Below are 20,001 nucleotides of genomic sequence, written 5' to 3'. Positions count from 1 at the left end.
CTTTCAATATTTAACTTCCCTTTACCGTAGAATTACGGATAATGAGTTCGGCATCAAGGGTTCTGATTAAAGGTTTCCATTCTGAAATATCCTTATCCATTAAGCCCAAAAGAAGTTCCATGGCATTACGCCCAATTTCGCGAACGGGCTGGGCTACAGTGGTGAGACTAGGCTCAATAAAGCTTGATCCATAATTATCGCTAAAACCTACAACGGCTACATCTTCCGGGATACGTTTTCCCAATTGTTTCAAAACCTGTATGGCTTCAATTGCCGTTGGATCGTTCACTGCAAATAAAGCATCTGCCGGATTATCCAGTTCAACTAAATGTTTAACATACATTTTCACTTTGTTCAAAGTAAGATCGTAACCAATAATCAGTTCTTCATCTACAGGGATATTGTGTTTTTTAAGTGCATCGAGGTAGCCGTTCATTCTTTTGCGACTGATTACCAGCGACCCTGGTCCTGCTAAATGTGCAATTCTGCGTTTGCCAATGCTAATTAAATGTTCAACGGCTTTAAATGCGGCATCATAATCGTTAACAACTACTTTGGGTACCATCATTTCTTCACAAACGCGGTTAAAAAAAACCACAGGAACACGTTTACGGATAAAGGCTTTCCAATGATCGTAGTTTAAGGTTTCTTTGGTGAGTGATACCATTACGCCATCAACCCGGTTAGCCAACATTACTTTTGAGTTTGCTACTTCGGTTTCGTAACTCTCGTTACACTGAGAAATCAGCACACTATACCCTTGCCTGGCAGCCTCTTCTTGCGCACCCACCACCACCTGTGGAAAAAAAGAGGTAATAAATTCGGGCAATACAATTCCGATCGTTTTTGTTTTATTGGTAATCAAACTAATGGAAAGCATATTGCGCTGATAATCCAGTTTCTCGGCTAATTCTAAAATCTTTGCCCGGGTTTCTGTTTTTACCGATGGATGTCCTGTTAATGCCCTGGAAACTGTAGACTTAGAAATTTTAAGCTCGTTGGCAATATCTACTATGGTGGTTTGGTTACTCTTCATATTCTGGTTCACGATCAAAAAATCGCATTAATTACTAGCTGCAGAGTGGCTAGCTATCGAAACTTTGTCACAAGTAAAGCAATTTTAATTAAACTTCAAAGCCGACAATCAAATACGTTTTATCGATAGATTTAAATCCTGCTTAGATTAATGTCCTTATATTTTATCTGATATCATTCGGAAATGTATTTTTTCTTAAACTCTGAAGGACTTAAATCAAACTGTTTTCTAAAACATACGCTAAAATACTTTGCATTGTTAAACCCGGTTTGATAAGCAATTTCAGCGACTGTTAAATCCGAATATTTAAGCAGGTATGCGCTCCGTTTCAATCTGATATTTAGGATAAATTCCTTAATAGACATGCCTACTATATCATTGATTTTCTGATACAAAATGGTCCTTCCGGTATTCATATCCGATACAAAAGCCTCAACTGAATAATTGGTATTAGCCATATTAAGCTCAATGAACTTCATTGCCTTTAATAAAAGCTCTTCATCCATAGAAGTAATGGTAACATTTGATGGATCGAAAACCAATCTTTTGCTATACATATCCTTCAGTTCCTCCCGATTTTTAAGAATGGTATCGATCTGTTGCAACAGGTAATCTACTTCAAATGGTTTATCGATAAATACCGTGGCACCAGATTCAAGCGCTTTTACTTTATTCTGGTTTTCATCACCCACACCAGAAATCATAATAATGGGGATATGGCTGGTTTTAAAATTTTGACGTAATCGGCTACAAACTTCAAATCCATTTGCATGTGGCATCATCAGGTCGGTGATAACCAGTTGTGGATTAATTTTTTCGGCCTTTACAACTCCTTCCATTCCATCGCTGGCGGTATAAACATTGTATTTTTCGGATAACCGCTGTTCTAAATAAGCCCGCATAGTAATATCATCTTCCACTAGTAAAAGGCTCGTCGATTTTCGTACATTCTTGATGGTAAGATCAATTTCGGCTGGTTCGAGCATAATATCATCAATTTCCGAAAGGGTATAATCATAAACATTCCATTGCATATCGCCTAAACCGGCTTCTTTTTTAAGTGGCAACAATATGGTGAAAGATATTTTGTCGGTTTTATTCACCATCCAGATTTTACCATCCATTACATCCACCAACTCTTTCACAATGGCAAGGCCTAGTCCCGAACTTTCCTCAAATGTTGGTCGAAACGATGTTAAGCGGTTAAAAGAAGTAAACAGGCCGGCAATTTGTTGTTCAGAAAATCCCGTTCCGGTATTTAGCACTTCAATAGAAATGTAAGTTCTTTCCTGATTTACCTGATCCGTTAATTTCTGCCTTTCGTCTTCAGTAGATTCATAAATACGAACCCCAACATAACCCTTATTTGTGGTGTACTTTAATGCATTTGAAAACAGATTGGTCAATATTTTTTCGATGATATCGTAATCAAAAGCAACATGTAAATGATCTGTAAACGAAGTAATGTTGGTTTCAATTTCCTTTTTGTTGGCATACAGTTCGAACAGGCCAAACACATCACGCACAAAACCAATAAAATCGCCTATTTGTGGGTTTAAGGTTACCTTTTGACTTTCTATCTGCCTAAAGCGCAGCAATTGACTGATGGTACGCTGAATACGTGCCACGTTTTTTTCTATCAGTTGCATGTGGCTTACAGTCTTACTATCGCTTTGTAACATGGCTTCCTTCAATTGCTTAAGTGGCTCCAGAACGAGTGTAAGAGGAGTTTTTAAATCATGAGAGATATTAGTGAAAAAATCGGTTCTGGCCTGATTCAAATCACGCATATTTTGCTCTTTCACTGCCTCTAATGCCAGTCGCTCCTTAAACACCTTTTTATTGGTATAATACCGCATAATGAAATACAGCAATGCCATTGCAATTAATATATAGATAAGATAAGCCCACCAAGACAGAAAAAACGGAGGATCCACATGTAAATAAAGCCTCGATACCTCATTACCCCATAAACCATCGTTGTTGGCAGATTTTATTTCAAAAGTATAATCACCACTGGGGAGATTAAAAAAATGTACTGACCTTTGACTGGAGTTAACCGGCACCCATTTGTCGCCAAGTCCCAGCATCCGGTACGCAAACTGATTTTTATCTGCTGATAAATAGCTATTGGATGAAAACCTGATCTCTATATTGGATTGTTCACTGGAAAGGCGGATTTTCTCTTTCGCCTGGCCCGCCAGTATTGAAATATCTTTTGATAAGGGCGAATCTTTACTGTTTGTGGTTATTTGATTGTTGTTGATCGAAAAACCAGTAAAAAATACGCGGGGTTTCTGCGGATTTTTGTTCAGATAGCCAGGATCAAAAAGAATAAAGCCATTTGTACCGCCAAAAAGCATCTCTCCTTTCTTGGTTTTATAAGCCGACCTGATGTAAAAAGAACCGCAGCTATTTTCTTGGTAAAACCTTGCCTTCTCGAACTTTTCTGTTTTTTGATCATAATAATATAGTCCATCACTTGTACTAAACCAAACATTTTTTGAGCCATCATCTTCCAAAATGGCAAATACCGTTTTGGGTGGAAATCCATTTTTGCTGTTAAAATTTATGTACCTGCCATCTTTTTTTAAAATATTAACTCCCCTGCCTGAGGTGCCAAACCATACATCGCCGTTTGCCGCTTGAAAATAACAGTTGAGGTGGTTAACAGCGTACGGGCCATTTTTAATAAAATAATGTTGAAGCACTTTCAGGCTGTTTCTGTCTACAACGAATAAACCCTGATGGCTTATTAACCGAAGATTACTTTGCCCATCTATGTACAAAGTTTCTATTTCTGCATCCAATGGTTTACCATCGGTCCCGATAATCCGAACGATCTCTGTTCCGCCCTGTTTTTTTCTTCTATAAAAGAACGTTTTATCCGGATCTGTCATCCACCAGGTACCTTGCTCATCAATTACAAAATCGTATGTGGATAGCGGTTGCTTACTTATTGGCGAGAGAAAATTCAGATCGCTGAATGTTTTCTGTGCCACATCGTAAGCTAAAATCCCACTGTTAAAAGTAGAAATAAACAGGTGCTTTCTTTCTTTGTCAAAATGCATCTTTTTAATGTTCGAGTTGACTGAATTTGTACTCGCTTTTAGAAAATAGCTGAAAGAATCATCTGATCTGTTCCAGTAATTTAGTCCAACGCCCTCGGTCCCAATCCAGATATTTCCGGAGCCATCTTCCTGAAAAGCACTTACAACAGGATGATTTAGCCCGCCCAAACTTGGGTTAAAATAACGTACATAGGCATCATATAAAGAGCAATAAGCAATTTTGCCCCCATAGGTACCAATCCAAGCTCCTTGATCGGGATCGCGGTAAATGGTCCATATAGAATTGTTTGGCAATGAGAAAGCATCATTTAAATTCATTTTTAAAAGATTGCTGTGTTCAGTAACCGGATCGAAAAGAAAGAGGCCGGCCTGTGTTGCTATCCATATTATACCAGACTGATCGAGAAATAATTTCTTCGACATAATTGGCTGACCTTTAGCAGCAGATACAAGAATATTTTTCTTGATTTTTCCTGAAGCATCGGTAATGTATATGCCCCCTCTTTGGGTGAGAAAATAATAGGAACCATTAAATTCAATTGCATCAATGGTTATATTGGATAAAGAAGTAAAATCAGCAAATAAAACAAAGCGGCGCTTGCCTGTTTCGATTTTGTATAACAGATTTTCCTGTGCAACGTATATATTGCCCTTTAAGCTAATGATATTATTAAAATATTTATGTGTTGGAAGGGCCAGCTGCTGGGTTTTCTTGTTTTTCTGATCATACCAAAACACACTTTCGCCCGATAACATAAACAGATTACCATCATTATTTAAACAGAGCGATCTTATTCTTCCGGGTACGATTAAATCAAAAGAAAAGCGTTCATAATTAAATTGCAGCAAACCATGGTTGGTGGCAAGAAAAAGCCGTCCACCTTTATCGGTAATTATAGTTCCGTATGCCCATTTTACTTTCGGATTACTGGCTGATACGATATCATTTAACTGATAAAAACTATTCCCGTCATACATAAAAACAGCATCCGGGCCCGTGTACCAAATCCGGCCCAAACTATCTTTTGTGATACTCTGTATGCCACCGTAATAGGGGTTATCGGGCATTAAATGAAATCGATACCTGGAAATATCCAGCGCAAAGGCTCCCTTAATGAGTAAAATACTCAAGAAAAAAAGTAAAAGACTGAATTTGCGAAAGCCCATAAACCTAAATGAATCGAAGAATGTTTGTAAAGCCTTAAAAATTACTATAAATATCCGGTTTCTATAATTTTATTTGACAATGTTTACCTATTTCCGATAATGATAATCTGCAAAACGGATAAAGTTTTCCCAATCGTAAACGTTCAGGTCATGTATTCCCGTTCGGAAATGATAACCGACTAAAGAGTTGATAATTGGCACATTAACATCCGGCGGCTCTACACTTAAATGAAGTTTTTTTCCATATAGATTGTACACAGGACTTGCATTTACAAGCGAAAGATAAGATCCACGGGGATCTGCCCATCGATCTTCTACTGCATTAGTGGTGTAAATAGGTCTTGGTGCCATCAAAGCGATTAACATGTGCTGATCAACAGGCAATTCGCTTACCCGGTTGCTGTATTGTTTATAATTGTTGGCAAACCAGTAGCCAAATTGTTTATTAATCAAACTGATTGTTTCTCCATATTTTCTGCGGGAAAGTGATGCCCCGCTGTTACCCGAACAGCTGCTGAACACCATAGCGAACCGTTGATCTAACGCTCCAACCCAAAGTGAAGTTTTACCGCCCCTTGAATGCCCCACAATGGCAACTTTATGGGCATCAATATCTTTATCGTTTTCAAAATAATCCATTACCCGGCTGGCTGCCCAAGCCCAGGCGCCAATGGCTTTCATTCCATCATCATAATTAAGTTGCTCCGGATAAAGCTGATCGATTACACCGTGCTGATAGGTATCTTTTTTATCTGGCGCCGCATCGGCTACATGAAAACTGGCAATGGCATAACCTTTTTCGATAATCATTTCTGCAGGCCAAAAGGTGCTTTTAACAGTACGGGTTGGGTCTGTATTTTTCTTACTGCGGTTGTTAATAAGGAGGAAAACAGGTGCAGGACCTTTTCGGTTATTGGGAATAAACAGTACTATCGGTATGGCAACTGTTTTCCCCTTATTCCAAATGTTAATGGTTACCTCTTTTAAACTGGCACGACCATCCATGGCATTGGTATTTTTTCTGGTCAGTTCAAATTTGATGCTATCAAATGCTACAGGCATTTGCCCATAAATATTTTGCTTAAACAAGGATATGATTTCTGGCCGTCTTTCTTTTTCCCAGGCTTTTTTACTTCTAACCAGTCGGCCATCCGCTTTCTGTAATACGTTGGGCAAGGTATATTGAGGTACCTGATCTTCATCATAATTCACTGTTTCCCCCATAAACTGATCAGTCTTTTTTTGGGCATAGGAAGTAAATACGATCAGCTGTGCGAAAAGAAAAAGGATTAATAAGGCATTTTTTTTCATAATTACTATTTAAACTGGTATTTATGGTAATCCATAATTTAATCAAACTAATTTGGTCGATTAAAAAAACAAAGCTATTGCTTGTTATAATACAAGCAATAGCTTTAAAATTTTGCATATTTATTTCACGGTCACATTCATCAGTTTCAGCCATCCATCTGCTGAAATATCTCCGTTAACTGCGAGTTTTATACCTGGAAGATTATCTTTTGTGGTATCAATAATCGCAACAGCCCAGGTGTAAGTTCCGGCAGGCACGCTTACATTTGCTTTTAAGGTATAAGATGCCGGTTGATTTTTAAGCCAGGCCGAAGGTTCGGAGGCATTATCTATAAAAAGTTTTTTTACCGTATTACTGCCATCAAGAAGTGCAAAAGCTACTTTATATTTATAATTCCATTGTGGAATGTTGTTTGGGAAATAACCCCAGCCCATATTTCGCCAACGGTGCGTAATGGTTGTTTCGGCACCACTATTTACACTTTCGGGCAAATACACCTGATCGGGGTATAATCGGTAACCTCCCTCAGAAATAAAGCGTTGACACAGGTTAAATGATTTTGTAAACCAGGTTTCTATATCGCCAATGCGAAAATCCATCATGTTAACAGCAGCTTCTGCCGATCCATCAAATTCTCCCTGACGGACATCTTCGGGATGGCCCTCGCGGTATTTCCCACTAGGATCGATCCAATAACGGTGTGTACCACTGGTAATCCAACCACCTTCCATAACAATTGGGCGTTTAAAGTTCCAGCTTTTTGCGAAATTCTTTTCCCAGCTTTGATAGTAATCAGTCATCCCAAATGCATCCTGCCTAAGACTGTATCCTTTGTTAATGGCCATTTCTAATAAATGATTACTGTTAGGGTTAACACTCCCCCCGCTGGCAGGATCGGCAATTAAACGATGGTATGTCATCATTAAAGGCACCTTTGTAAAATACTTTGTATACAGTGTTGTTATCCAATCCATTACCTCTTCCTTAAACTTTTCGGTATTGGCAACCGTTGCTCTAGATGGATCTTCATAAATAACACCATGCCCTTCTCCCCATTTCCCGAGGCCATAACCATCAATAAATGCTGTGCGTTTGGGGTCGTTAAAATCTTCGGCCAAGGCCTGAATAAATTTGGCGTAATATTGTTGAAAAACAGGATCCTGAGGATAAGGAGACTTCCGTTCTGGAAATTTACTATCTGCAACATAATATTTAGCGCCTGCATCAATTACAAATTGTGGGGTATTTAAACCCTGATCCTGCCCATCTACTACAAAACGGAAAGCTATTGGCAAACCTCTGCTTTCGGCACCTTTAATCATCTTATAAATTGCAGAGTTTGGATTTCTCCAGGCGTAAACACCATCTGCCGGGTTAAATGTTGCCCAGTTGGTGCGGATATAAGCGGCCGAGGCATAATCTACGGCTTTTACTTTCTTCCCTAAATCAGGCACATAATACTCTGTATCCCAATAAGTTTCAGATCCAGAGCCTGAGCCATACATTACCCATCCGTTTAAAGGATTGCGAAACATAGTACTCCTGTTATATTTGGGTTTTACCAGCGTTCCCTCGGCTGTTGTGGTATCCACTTCTGTAGTTTTTTTACAGGCAAAAGCCATGATACATAAAAATACCATCAATGTTTGCGAAACCAATATTCTATAATTTAATTTTTTCATTTTGAGAAATCTTAAAACTAACTTGATTTTTAAATTATTACCGTTTTTCTGCCAAAATTGTCATGTTACGCAGATCAAAAATGAGCGTGTTAGTACCTGCCGGAATGGTGTAGTAAGAGTTGCGTTGCGCACTTGTTGATCCACCAGATAAAGTAGCCACCGTTCCCTGCACAAGTGTGAGTTCCTGTAATGCACCGGTAGCCGTTAACGGGCAACTAAAGGCATAAGCCAGATTTTTGTTGTTATCCGTTCCGCCATAAACTATAAATTTGGTTTTACCTACTCTTCCACCAGTGTAAACAAGAATCTGCGGATCGGCTAAACTAACTTTACATTCCATTTTAATCGGTGTTCCGAAGCTGTTGATTGCTCCATGCATCCATAATTCGCTCACATTAGTAGTTTGCACTACAGCGCCCTCTCCATTCCATGTTACCACTTTAGGTGTAAGTGCCTGCGCTGGTGAATAAATAGTTGCGGTAGCTTTTTGCATATTTACCACAACACGGTATTGTCCGGCGGTTTCTATTTTCCATGAGAAAGCAGTTTCTCTCGTTTTAATACCAATGGCGGTACCGTCTTTTATGGTTGTACTGGCATCAGCAGAAGCAATGTAATTGGTGGCTCCGCTATATTCTACAGGAATTTGCAGTTCGCCAGGTTGAAGATTGAGCACATAAGCATATTGATTGAGGTTTTCCAATGTTTTAGGCATCTCTACCTTGCTCAATCCCGGTACAGCACTTCCACCTAAAAACACTTTATCGGCATCAAATACAACCGTTCTGATTGGTGTTACTTTTACCTGAACGGTACGTACCTCTGGCGATTCAAAAGTAGCCCCACCTTCCCACTGGGCTACTACCCTAAATTCAAGAATAAAAGGTTTATTGGTTGGTATCCCCCATTTTTGGTTTGCCCAATTTTGTAACTGTTCCGAAGTAAAACTGCGGCTAAACGTGCCGTCATCTTCATAGTTCATAATTGCTGTGGATGAACCAAAATTATTACCCACTACATCCAGTTTTGTGGTATAAGAAACCAGATGGTCATCTGATTGCGGCCTGGCCGGGTTCCAGCTAAAGGTGACGATTTCTTTGGAAAGGTTATTTTCATCTAGCGTAATGCTTGCAGATGAGGTGGTAAGGGCCAGTTGTTCCTGTACTTTTTCAATATCGTTAATCCCCTTTTTGCAGGCAGAAAAACCAATCATAAGGAAAAGCAGAGGCCATGATTTATATAAATATTTTATTTTTTTCATCGTTTTATAGCGTCAGTATTTACTTTATTCTACTAAAATTTCAATGGGCAGATTGCAGGGTCATTATTATTTACCATAACCTGGGTTCTGTGGAAACACCGCATCGCGGTTAGCATCAATTATGGACTGTGGAATAGGCCATAAAGTATGATAATTCATAATTTTATCTTTGATTGCGGCGTTGTACATTTTGACACGATCTACCAGTTTATTGGTGCGCAATAAGGTAAAACGACGGCTTTCTTCGCCCACCAGTTCTCTGATGCGTTCATCCAGCAAGAAATCCATTGTCATTTGAGCTGATGTAATTACCGAAGCACCTGCACGTTTACGCACTTCATTTACCGCATCAGCTGCCTTACCTGTATTGCCCTGCCCTAAATAAGCCTCAGCAAGCAGAAGGTACGTCTCGGCAAGACGAAATTTCATACGGTCTTTAAAACTTCCCGTTAGACTTAAGTTTTCTGCACGACCATAAAAGAATTTGGTGATGGCTGGATCCAGAGTTTTGGTAGAGAACCAGGTTTGTTCCGTGATATTGGCCTTCTTACCATATAATGAAGTTTCGGCAGGGTTGTTATAGTACCAGTTTCGTTTGATGTTATAATTTGAATTGCGAATATCCGATCCTTCAAAAATCCCCGCAATATTACCCGTTGCATTGGTTCCTGTTGTACCCACCCACCACTTCATAGGCGTAAGTTGTGCTAATCCGCGACCGCCTAAACTATCGGCTAAAACAAAACCGGTAATCCCAGAATAATTCGGAATCCATGCCCTGCGTGTCCAGTCATCAGAATTGGTGCCACCACCAATGGTATTAAATTCAAATTGCAAAACCCAGATACTCTCCTTATTGGCATTTTTAAGCCGGTTTTGATTGTTTTCGATAAATAAATCGCTAAATACATCTCCAGCTTTATCTTTATTTGCGCCAAAGCGGGTTTTCATCAAACCATAATAACCACTGTTAATTACGGCTAAAGCAGCTTGTTCTGCCGGCACGTATTCCTTATTTAACAAATACATTTCGCTCAGCAAATGATAAGCAGCCCATTTGGTTAGTTTTCCATCTTTAACCTGATCAGGATTTGCAGGCAGGTTTTGACTTGCAAATTTTAAATCATCGATAATATGCCCAATTACCTCTGCCTTGGGTGTGCGGGTAAAGTTGAGTTTAAAATCGTACAAAATTGTTTCTACATACGGTACGTCTCCATACAGATATACCAAAGTCCTGTAGGCATAAGCCCTGAAAAAGCGGGCCTCGGCCTGAAAACGTTCTTTATCTGCAGGGCTATCCCAATTGGTATTTTTTTCAGAATAAACCAGCATTAAATTGGCTGATGAAATTAAACTGTAGGCCCAGTTCCAATAACTGTTCACAAATTTTTCTGATGAGGTAAGAGTAAGATTGGCAAAGGGAAGCAAAGATGCATCGCTGTTGATTACATCGGCAATATCGGTAGCCGCCTGTAAGGCTTCGTAAGGACAGGCGCCGTTATGTATGTATGCACCACCCTCTCCAAAAGTATTGTATTCTGAACGTGTAAGTGCATACAGCCCCGCACTACCTACTTCAAAGCCGTAAGTACTGGTATAAGTATTGGTTGGTGCCAGTTCTGTTTTCAAATCTTCCACAAGAAATTTTTTACAGCCGCTTACTGAGGTTAGAATAATAAGCGCCAAAACTGTTTTTATAATATTTTTCATGTTATTTTTTCTTAGAAGTTTACGTTTAAACCGAACATATAAGAACGGGCGGTAGGATAAGATGCCATCCAGGTATTGTCGTAATTGAGCACCTGCCTGATATTGGAGAACGTATCCAAATTGTTCACGCTTACATTGACATCGATTCCACTAACACCTACTTTTTTAGCAAGCTGTTTTCCTATCCTATAACCAAGCGTGATATTTTTTATCTGTACGTAAGAAACTTTCTTGTAGTAACCATGCCCGAAACTGTTGGTGTAACCTGGAGAAACGATCGTTGCATCAGGATTTTCCGGAGTCCAGTAATTGGCGTTATGAACATAATTGGTTACACCAAAGGTCCAGCTACCAATATTAGCCATATTATCATCACGCCAAACGCCAAATACTCCGGTTAACAAGGCTGAGAGATAAAAACCTTTATAGCTAAATCTGTTACTTAAAGAAGCGGTGAATTCAGGCATTTTAGAACCGATCACTTTTCTATCTTTTGAATCAATTATTCCATTTCCATCTACGTCTTCCAATTTTGCTGATCCTGCCGCTGCTCCAGACTGACCTGTATAGTTTTCACCTTTTTGCCAGATGCCGATCATATTGTAGTCATAGAAAACCCTTAATGGCTTTCCGATAAACCAGTTGTTATTTACATCATCCAATCCATCTCCCCTTAATTCTACAATCTTATCCCGATCTAAAGAGAAAACTGCAGTTGTGTTCCATTTAAAGTTTTTTGAATCGATGTTCAGGGAGTTCAGTGTTACTTCAAAACCTTTATTCTGGGTTTGCCCAATGTTATCCCAAATTTTGTTATATCCATTCATAATGGGTACGGTGCGGATCATTAAAAGATCTTTGGTATTCGATAAATAGGCATCTACCGTTCCACTTAAGCGATTTTTAAAGAGTTGAAAATCTATACCGATATTTTTGGTATAAGTAGTTTCCCATTTTAAATTTGGATTACCAATACCATCTCCAGCCAGATATGCCGTGTTTACCGCTGTTCCTCCATCGCCCCAAATGTATTTTACGTTTGAATACAAACGGTCGAGCGTTCTGTAAGCTGTAATTGCCTGATTACCGTTTGCGCCGTAAGAAATTCTTAATTTTAATAAGTCAACCCAGCTAGCATTATCTTTAACAAAATTTTCCTCGCCGATATTCCATGCTAAAGCTGCCGAAGGAAAGAAAGCGTATTTATTATTTTCTCCAAATACTGAGGCTCCATCGGTACGCCCCGTAAATGTTGCAATGTATTTACCTTTAAAAGAATAATTTATACGCCCCATGTAAGACAATAGTGCTGTTTCAGATAAACTGGAAGACATGGTGAGGTTGCGGGCCGCGGTACTCATCATGTAATAGCTGGTATTATCGGTTACAAACCCTTCGCCACTTTGAGATGTGCCAACACTTTTTGTTTGCTGCATGCTGAACAATCCGGTGGCATCAAAACGATGATCGCCTATTGTTTTTTCGTATTTGAGTACATTTTCCCAGGTATAATCATTATAATGGCCATTGCTTATACTGGCTTTACCGCCAACTAAACCCGCTTGCTCCCGGCCATCGAAAGTGTTACGCCCATAGTAAGTGCCTGTAAAGCTACTTCTGTAGTTGTAACCAAGGTTAGACCTTAGCGACAAACCTTTAATCGGCAATTTAATGTCTGCATATCCGCTAAGAAAAAAGTTACGGTTTATTCGGTCCTGATCTGCATTTACGTTACGCATTGGATTAACAATTAAGGAATACTCCATAGGTTCGGGAACATAATAACCCGCTGCATCCTTATATTTTCCATAAGGGCTTTGCTTAATGGCATGTTCAATATTGGGAGTAATACCGCCATCATTTCTTTGAGAAAACTGCGTTCCGATACCAATAGTTAACCAGTTGTTGAAAGTCTGATCTATATTGGCTGTGATATTTAACCTGGAAAGTTTAGAGTTATAAACTACCCCATCCTGCTGAAGTGAAGATGCGGCAGCCATATATTTGGTTGTTTCCGTTCCTCCGTTTATGCTTACCTGGTGATCCATGGTAATACCTCTTCGAAAAATATAATCCTGCCAGTTATTAGTAATGCCGTTTTTGTAATTTTCGCGTTCAGAAACACTAAGAATATTTCCGGCAATGGGATCAAGCTGATCTCCTGTATAACCCGATTTTAGCCGGCCTATGTCCTGTTTAAACCTGATAAATTCATTTGGCCCCATAACATCAATGCGTTGCATCGGCTCTGCAAAACCAATCTGCCCCTTATATGAAACCTGTGCTTTTCCAAGCATCCCTCTTTTAGTCTGAATCAATATTACACCGTTAGAACCGCGTGAACCATAAATAGCCACCGCTGAAGCATCCTTTAATATGGTTAAGTTTTCGATATTATTGGGATCAAGATCTACCAATGAGCCGCTGTATGGAATTCCATCCAAAACAATTAATGGCGAATTATTTGCCGAAAGGGAGTTTTCTCCGCGAATAAGCAGGCTCTGATCCTGACCAGGAGCTGCATTGCCGGTGGTGATATTAAAACCTGCTACCTGACCAACCAAACGATCCATTAAGTTGGGTGTAGAAACCATGTTCAACTGATCTTTCCCTACTACGGCAAGTCCTCCGGTTAAATCTTTTTTCTTAGCCGTACCGTATCCTACTACAACTACTTCATCCAATTGCTTATCACCGGCCATTTTAACATTTACCGTTCCAGTGGGATTTACGCTAACTTCCTGATTATTAAAACCGACATAAGAAAAAACTAAAATCGCAGATGGCGAAGCTTGTATAATATAATTTCCATTGCCATCAGTTGAAGTCCCGGTATTATTTCCTTTTACACGAACGGAAACGCCAACCAGGATATCCCCTTTCTCATCAGTAACTTTACCGCTAATTTTAATAAGATCTTGTGCATAACCCATGCTTGCTGTAAGAAAGAGCAAGGCAAAAGCCATGAGGTAGCCCTTGAATTTGATTTGTATTTCTTTTATCATTTAGATTTATATATGGTTAGTATTTAGTTTAATTTTTCTTCATCTTCATGCTCGTTTTAGAAATGAAGATTGTTTGTTAGCTTCGGTTTTTCTATAGGCAATTTTTTAAATTGTTAAACTTATTTCTTTAACATCAAGGCCTGCTATCGGTGCAAGGCTGAAATATTATGATAGTTGGGGATCGGTAAATTCTCATCAGAAGAGCGCATATGATTTGTGCTTTTGCTGATGATTAAATCTGTAAGAGCTGTTCTGAAAGCTGGTGCTATTTTTTGTATTCGTTAAGGCTGAACGAGGTATTATCTCCCGGTTTTATTTTCCTTTTGGTTGAGGTTCAGCTTTCCTAAAACTGCTTATTTGGAGATATTCAGTTTCATAAGAACATCTAAAATAATGGTTTGTATCTTTCTCATCATTGGTTTATTGTTATATCTGGTTATCACAAAACTAGGTCTAAACAATAGTTCTTAGGGTTCGTTTTTGTACGGAAATGGTTTGTTTTTGTACAAACAATGGCATTTCCGTACATTTTTTTCATCAGCCAGGAAAATTAAAATATTCTTTACTGGCGTAAATGCTTATTATTATTCTACTTCAATCCTGATCTTTTTGTCTTTTACAATCACATCATAATCTCCTGCTTCAATAAACTTCGCTCCCTCACCGTTAACAAAACCGAAGTCTTTTTTAACATCAATATCAAAACGGAAAATTTTGGTTTCTCCTTTTTTTATCAACTGTTTTTGAAAATATTTAAGTTCTTTAACCGGACGGGAAATGCTACTTACTGGATCGGATATGAACCAATGAACGGTTTCCAAACCGTCCATATCACCAGTGTTTTTTACTGCCATTTCTATGGTTAAAATTCCATCAGTTTTAACTTTTTGAGCAGAGGCTTTCAGTTCGCCATATTCAAAGGTGGTATAACTCAATCCATAGCCGAAATCGTACAAAGGCTTACTTGGAATATCCTGGTATTTACCCTGGTTTGGTCTGGCACTTTGACGATGATTATAATAAATTGGGATTTGGCCTGTGGCAAAAGGGAAAGTCATGGCTAATTTGCCTGAAGGATTTACCTTGCCCGAAATCACCGCAGCAGCAGCCTTTCCGCCAGGGGTTCCGGGTTGCCACATGGTTAAAATCGCATCACATAAAGGCTCTAACCTATTTAATTCCAGCGGACGACCGCTTGAAAGCAATAGAATAATAGGTTTTCCGGTTTTTTTAAGCTCCATTAAAAGCCCTTCTTGAATTTGAGGTAGGGCAAGTGTAGATCGGGATGCGTTTTCGCCACTCCATTGTGCTTTCTCGCCCAAACAAATTACTATTGCATCAGCACTGGAAGCTATTTTTTTGGCCTCTTCAAAGCCAGATCTATCATTTCCATCAAAATCACAACCGGCAGCGCTTACAACCTCTGCTGTTTTTCCAAACTCTGCTTTTAACGCCTCAAAAACCGTGGTAGCATCATCAGCATTTCCCTGCGCACTCCACGAACCCAATAAATGCCATTTACTACCCGCCATCGGGCCAATTACAGCTATCTTTTTTGTAGCTGAAGATAGAGGTAAAGTTTTGTGGTCATTTTTAAGCAACACAACTGATTCCTGCGCCAGGCGTTCTGCAATCGCTAAACTTTTCGGTAAAAGAAACCGTTCCTTTTCGGTGCTGTTTGGTGTATAGGGCTGGTCAAAAAGTCCCAGGCGAAATTTTATCCTCAGCACACGTTTTACTGCATCATCTAGCAATGCAGTGGTTACTTTTCCTTCCTTTACCAAATCACCTAAATATTTATTATAGCTCTGGTTCATCATATCCATTTCCACACCTGCATTAAAAGCTTTCATTGCAGCTTCTTTTTTGTCTTTCGCTATTCCTTGCGGTCTGAGTTGTTCTATCGCTCCCCAATCTGAAACCACAAAACCATCATGTTTCCACCGCTCCTTTAAAATATCGCGCAACAGATATTTGTTGGCTGTACTTGGCGTACCACTGATATTGTTAAAAGAACTCATCAGCGTAGCTGCACCAGCTTTTACGCCTTCTTCATAGGGAGGCATATAGGTATCCCAAAGAGTTTGGTTTGAAATTTCCGTGTATACATAATCTCGTCCTCCCTCCGATGCGCCGTATCCAACATAATGTTTTAAGCAGGCAGCCACGTTAACCGGGCTTGCAAGGTTGGTGCCCTGGTAGCCTTTAACAGATGCGGCGGCAAATACACCATTCGTGTATGGATCTTCGCCATATCCTTCTGCTACACGACCCCAGCGGCCATCACGTGCAACATCAATCATTGGAGAAAAAGTCCAGTCTATGCCAGACATTCTGGATTCTTGAGCCGCTACAGCCGTTGCTTGTTTTACCAAATCAGGATTCCAGGAACAAGCCTGGGCCAGAGAAATCGGATAAATGGTTCGGAAACCATGAATAACATCATAACCAAATATGATGGGTATGCCAAGGCGACTGTTTTCCATGGCTTTGCGCTGTACGCGGTTACGCAGTTCAGCATTGCTACTGAAATAGATTAAGGAACCAACTTCGGCTGGAATATCATTAATAGGATCGGCCATATTATTGGCATTGTCGTTCCTACCCAGTGTGTATTGATTCAATTGCATTACCTTTTCTTCTAAGGTCATGCGGGCTAATAAATCAGCTATGCGATCCTCAATAGGCTTTTTGGCATCTTTATATAAAAAATTTTGCTTATTTGTTTGTGCAAATAAAATATTGCCCATACATATAAGAACTATTAGATAAGTTATTTTTTTATTCATTTGGTTAATTTTGCTTCGTGAAATATTGATTGATTAATTATTTTAATTATTTTTTGTGCTATACTTTATCATTTCGAAAACAATAATTTCATTCTTCTTGCAGTTCAGATAACCCCTCTAATCAATAGAATTACAAAATATTCACTCATTTTTTGTCAGTTGATATTTTTGAAATAGCTGTTCATGATATACCATGCTTTCTTTCTAAAACCCTGATCTGAAACAAGTCCTTTTCGGTTCCACCCATCCTGATTGATTGGGTGAAAGCGAAATGGCGAACGAAAATCGAACAATACCCAGGGAGAAACCCCTCGTAGATTTGGGATATGTTTGAACATTTCGATATTATCCTGATATAATTTAGCCTGGTAATCTTCACTCCACGAGCTTGCTACATCTGCCTCGCCGGTTTTTCCATATAACGCCTCGCCTCCAAACTCAGAGATAATCAAAGGCTGATTTTTGCCCACATCCCAAACTGCCTTATCCGGGGCAACTAGCCATTGGTGATACCAGCCCATATATTTGTTGATGGCAACCACATCTAATTCTTTTATAAATGGATCATCCATCACGAAAACCTGTTTATCGCGATCAAATTTGACCAAATCGAAAGCTGCCGTCATTAACCTGGTACTGTCTATCTCTTTACAGCACTTAATCAGGTATCGTAAAAACTCATTTCTAGGCTCAGAAGGCTGCGTTTCATTCGCTACTCCCCAAAAACCTAGGGCACAACGGTTTTTATCCCGCATCACCATTTCCTTAATCATTGCCCCCGCCTTGAGCCTGGTATTTTTATTCTCAAAATCTATCCCTTGCCAAATAGGAATTTCTTCCCATAATAGGAAACCCATCTGCTCAGCCATACGTACCGTATATTCATTTTGCGGATAATGAGCTAAACGAATCATGTTGCAGCCCAAAGCTTTAGCCTCCGACAAGAGCATTACAGCATCGGTTAAAGAAAATGCCCGCCCCATCCTTTGTGGTATTTCTTCGTGAAAACTGATGGATTTTAAAAAGATTGGCTTATCGTTGAGGAAAATATCTGTTCCTCTAACCACAAGATTTCGGAAACCAATCATTTCTTCTACATGATCGTTTTGTGTAGAAACAAAGACTTTGTAAAGTTTTGGTTCAGCTGGCGACCAGCGTTGTAGTTTCTCGATATTTTTTACAGAAGTTTTGGCGACTCCATTTTCATCGGTAATCAATTTCTGTTTGAGATTTAGTTCAGGAATTTCGACCAAAATTTGAGTATTGGCAATTTGGTTAGAAAGTGTAACCAGAATATTGATTTGATTGGATTTATGCTTATCTAATTGAATAAAATAGTCTTTGATAAAGATTTGAGGTGTAGAAACCAGCATCACATCACGAGTTATCCCACCGTAATTCCACCAATCGAAAGATTTGGCAGGAATCGCATCAACTGTCCGCGTATTATTTACTTCAACAGCCAAGAAATTATCTGATTCTTTAACCATATCCGTCACCTCTACCTGAAATGGAGTGAAACCGCCCTCATGCTGTGCTATTTCCTCACCATTTAGATAAACGGTGCATCGATAACTTACGGCACCAAAATATAGAAACAGTCGTTTTTTATTGTCTTTCTTCACGTCAAAATGTCGTGCAGACCAAACTGTACCTTCGTAATATTTTAGTTCCGGCAATTGACTGTTCCAGTCGGAAGGCACATTTAATCTTAAACCATTATCAAATGAATATTCGTAGAAATCTGTTTTACCCTCGGGTTTTTTATTAAGAAATATTTTATTTTTTCTTCCCTGATCGTACTGATCTATAATGGCATTCCACTTTCCATTGAGAGATTGAATATTTCTACCATAAACATTTGCCATAATATCTTGCGCAAAAAGCTTAGAATGGCATTGAGTAAGCAAAATCAGTACAATAAATAGTATTTTATTTAAATTCATAGATGCGATATCTGGTTTATTTTTAGGCTATTTAAAAGCATTTGGTATAACAGCTATTGCAGAATTTCATATTGATATGAATATTATCCTGACGATAAACGAATAAAGAAATAAAAACAAGAAAGGAAGTTAGAAGTCTCAATTTATTATTTACCATCTAAAAGCTACGATAAGCCATTATCATCAAGTAATTTTTAATGCTATGCTTTTTATAAAAGCCATGCATCATTTGCGATTGAAAAAACCGACGGGGATGATCGTTTGATGAAATGGTGGGTTGATTACTTTTCATAGCTGATATTATATTTGGTCGTTTCAAAACTAAATATAAAGCTTGCTGAAGTGGGTTCGTTTTTGTACAGAAATGGTTTGTTTTTGTACAAAAACTGCTTATTGTTTGACCCAGAGAGTGGCCAATTTTAAGGAAGTAAACTATACTATACCGTTTTCTGGTATTAAGGTATTCATGTATTCCTATTTGGATTGGGGTACAAACGGCTAATAACATTTCCATATCAGCTCGTTTCTCATTTGATTCCAATTACTAAAATCCTCTCGCATGAGGAGCGATGAAATCACAATCGTTAATTGCAGAAAAGCTAAGATCTCAACACAAAGAACAAAGCCATTTTAAATGTCAGACCGATCGCTGAGCGGGCAATAAATAATTTACTCAATCTAGATTTATTTTATGAGAATTCGAGTGTAGAAGGGAAAAGATACCTGATAAGTTGCTTATTTCCCGAAAAAATGGAATACAATGGAGACCGATATCGAACCGCTTTAGTAACCGAAACGGTTCAACGTTTCTTTCTGATAAACAAGAAATTACAGAGCAATAAAAAAGGGCAAAAGATTATTAAAAATCTTTTGCCCTGTTACGGGTGGCTGATGGGGCTCGAACCCACGACCCTCGGCACCACAAACCAATACTCTAACCAACTGAGCTACAGCCACCGTTTTTTTGATGTCACAAAAGTACAACTTTTAATATTTCCTGCAAAAAAAAATATGCTTTT

9 protein-coding genes and 1 tRNA gene are annotated in these 20,001 nt (G+C 38.9%); all 10 read right to left on the bottom strand.

The window, feature by feature from the left end:
• Positions 1-10 precede the first annotated feature (10 nt).
• The 10 genes from EHC72_RS07225 to EHC72_RS07180 all read right to left on the bottom strand — a co-directional run bounded on the left by EHC72_RS07225 (position 11) and on the right by EHC72_RS07180 (position 19,939).
• Positions 11-1,036 (bottom strand): LacI family DNA-binding transcriptional regulator, encoded by a 1,026-nt coding sequence (locus EHC72_RS07225; protein ID WP_131537007.1) that lies wholly within the window; start codon positions 1,034-1,036, stop codon positions 11-13.
• 173 nt (positions 1,037-1,209) lie between these two features.
• The gene (locus EHC72_RS07220) at positions 1,210-5,238 is read right to left on the bottom strand and encodes a hybrid sensor histidine kinase/response regulator transcription factor (protein ID WP_211660288.1); all 4,029 of its coding nucleotides are present in this window, start codon (positions 5,236-5,238) and stop codon (positions 1,210-1,212) included.
• A gap of 123 nt (positions 5,239-5,361) precedes the next feature.
• A complete protein-coding gene (locus EHC72_RS07215; protein WP_131537006.1) occupies positions 5,362-6,585 on the bottom strand; it encodes a glucuronyl esterase domain-containing protein in 1,224 nt (407 codons plus the stop codon).
• 120 nt (positions 6,586-6,705) lie between these two features.
• Entirely contained in the window at positions 6,706-8,268 is a 1,563-nt protein-coding gene (locus EHC72_RS07210; RefSeq protein ID WP_131537005.1) for a DUF4832 domain-containing protein, read from the bottom strand.
• A 37-nt stretch (positions 8,269-8,305) separates the two neighbouring features.
• The gene (locus EHC72_RS07205) at positions 8,306-9,529 is read right to left on the bottom strand and encodes a SusE domain-containing protein (RefSeq protein ID WP_131537004.1); all 1,224 of its coding nucleotides are present in this window, start codon (positions 9,527-9,529) and stop codon (positions 8,306-8,308) included.
• A gap of 66 nt (positions 9,530-9,595) precedes the next feature.
• Positions 9,596-11,242, bottom strand: a complete 1,647-nt coding sequence (locus EHC72_RS07200) for a RagB/SusD family nutrient uptake outer membrane protein (protein WP_131537003.1) — start codon at positions 11,240-11,242, stop codon at positions 9,596-9,598.
• 11 nt (positions 11,243-11,253) lie between these two features.
• Positions 11,254-14,247, bottom strand: coding sequence for a SusC/RagA family TonB-linked outer membrane protein (locus tag EHC72_RS07195; RefSeq protein WP_131537002.1), 2,994 nt, complete (start codon positions 14,245-14,247; stop codon positions 11,254-11,256).
• Positions 14,248-14,831: 584 nt separating this feature from the next.
• Entirely contained in the window at positions 14,832-17,036 is a 2,205-nt protein-coding gene (locus EHC72_RS07190) for a glycoside hydrolase family 3 N-terminal domain-containing protein (protein ID WP_131537001.1), read from the bottom strand.
• A gap of 155 nt (positions 17,037-17,191) precedes the next feature.
• Positions 17,192-18,982 carry a glycoside hydrolase family 2 protein gene (locus EHC72_RS07185; RefSeq protein ID WP_131537000.1) on the bottom strand — a complete coding sequence of 597 codons (1,791 nt, stop codon included), beginning with the start codon at positions 18,980-18,982 and terminating at the stop codon, positions 17,192-17,194.
• Positions 18,983-19,865: 883 nt separating this feature from the next.
• A tRNA-His gene (locus tag EHC72_RS07180) sits at positions 19,866-19,939 on the bottom strand.
• Positions 19,940-20,001: the final 62 nt, after the last annotated feature.

This window comes from Pedobacter nototheniae (assembly GCF_004335085.1).
GTDB lineage: Bacteria > Bacteroidota > Bacteroidia > Sphingobacteriales > Sphingobacteriaceae > Pedobacter > Pedobacter nototheniae.
Note: the sequence above shows the minus strand (reverse complement) of the source record. Positions and strands in the feature narration are given on the sequence as shown.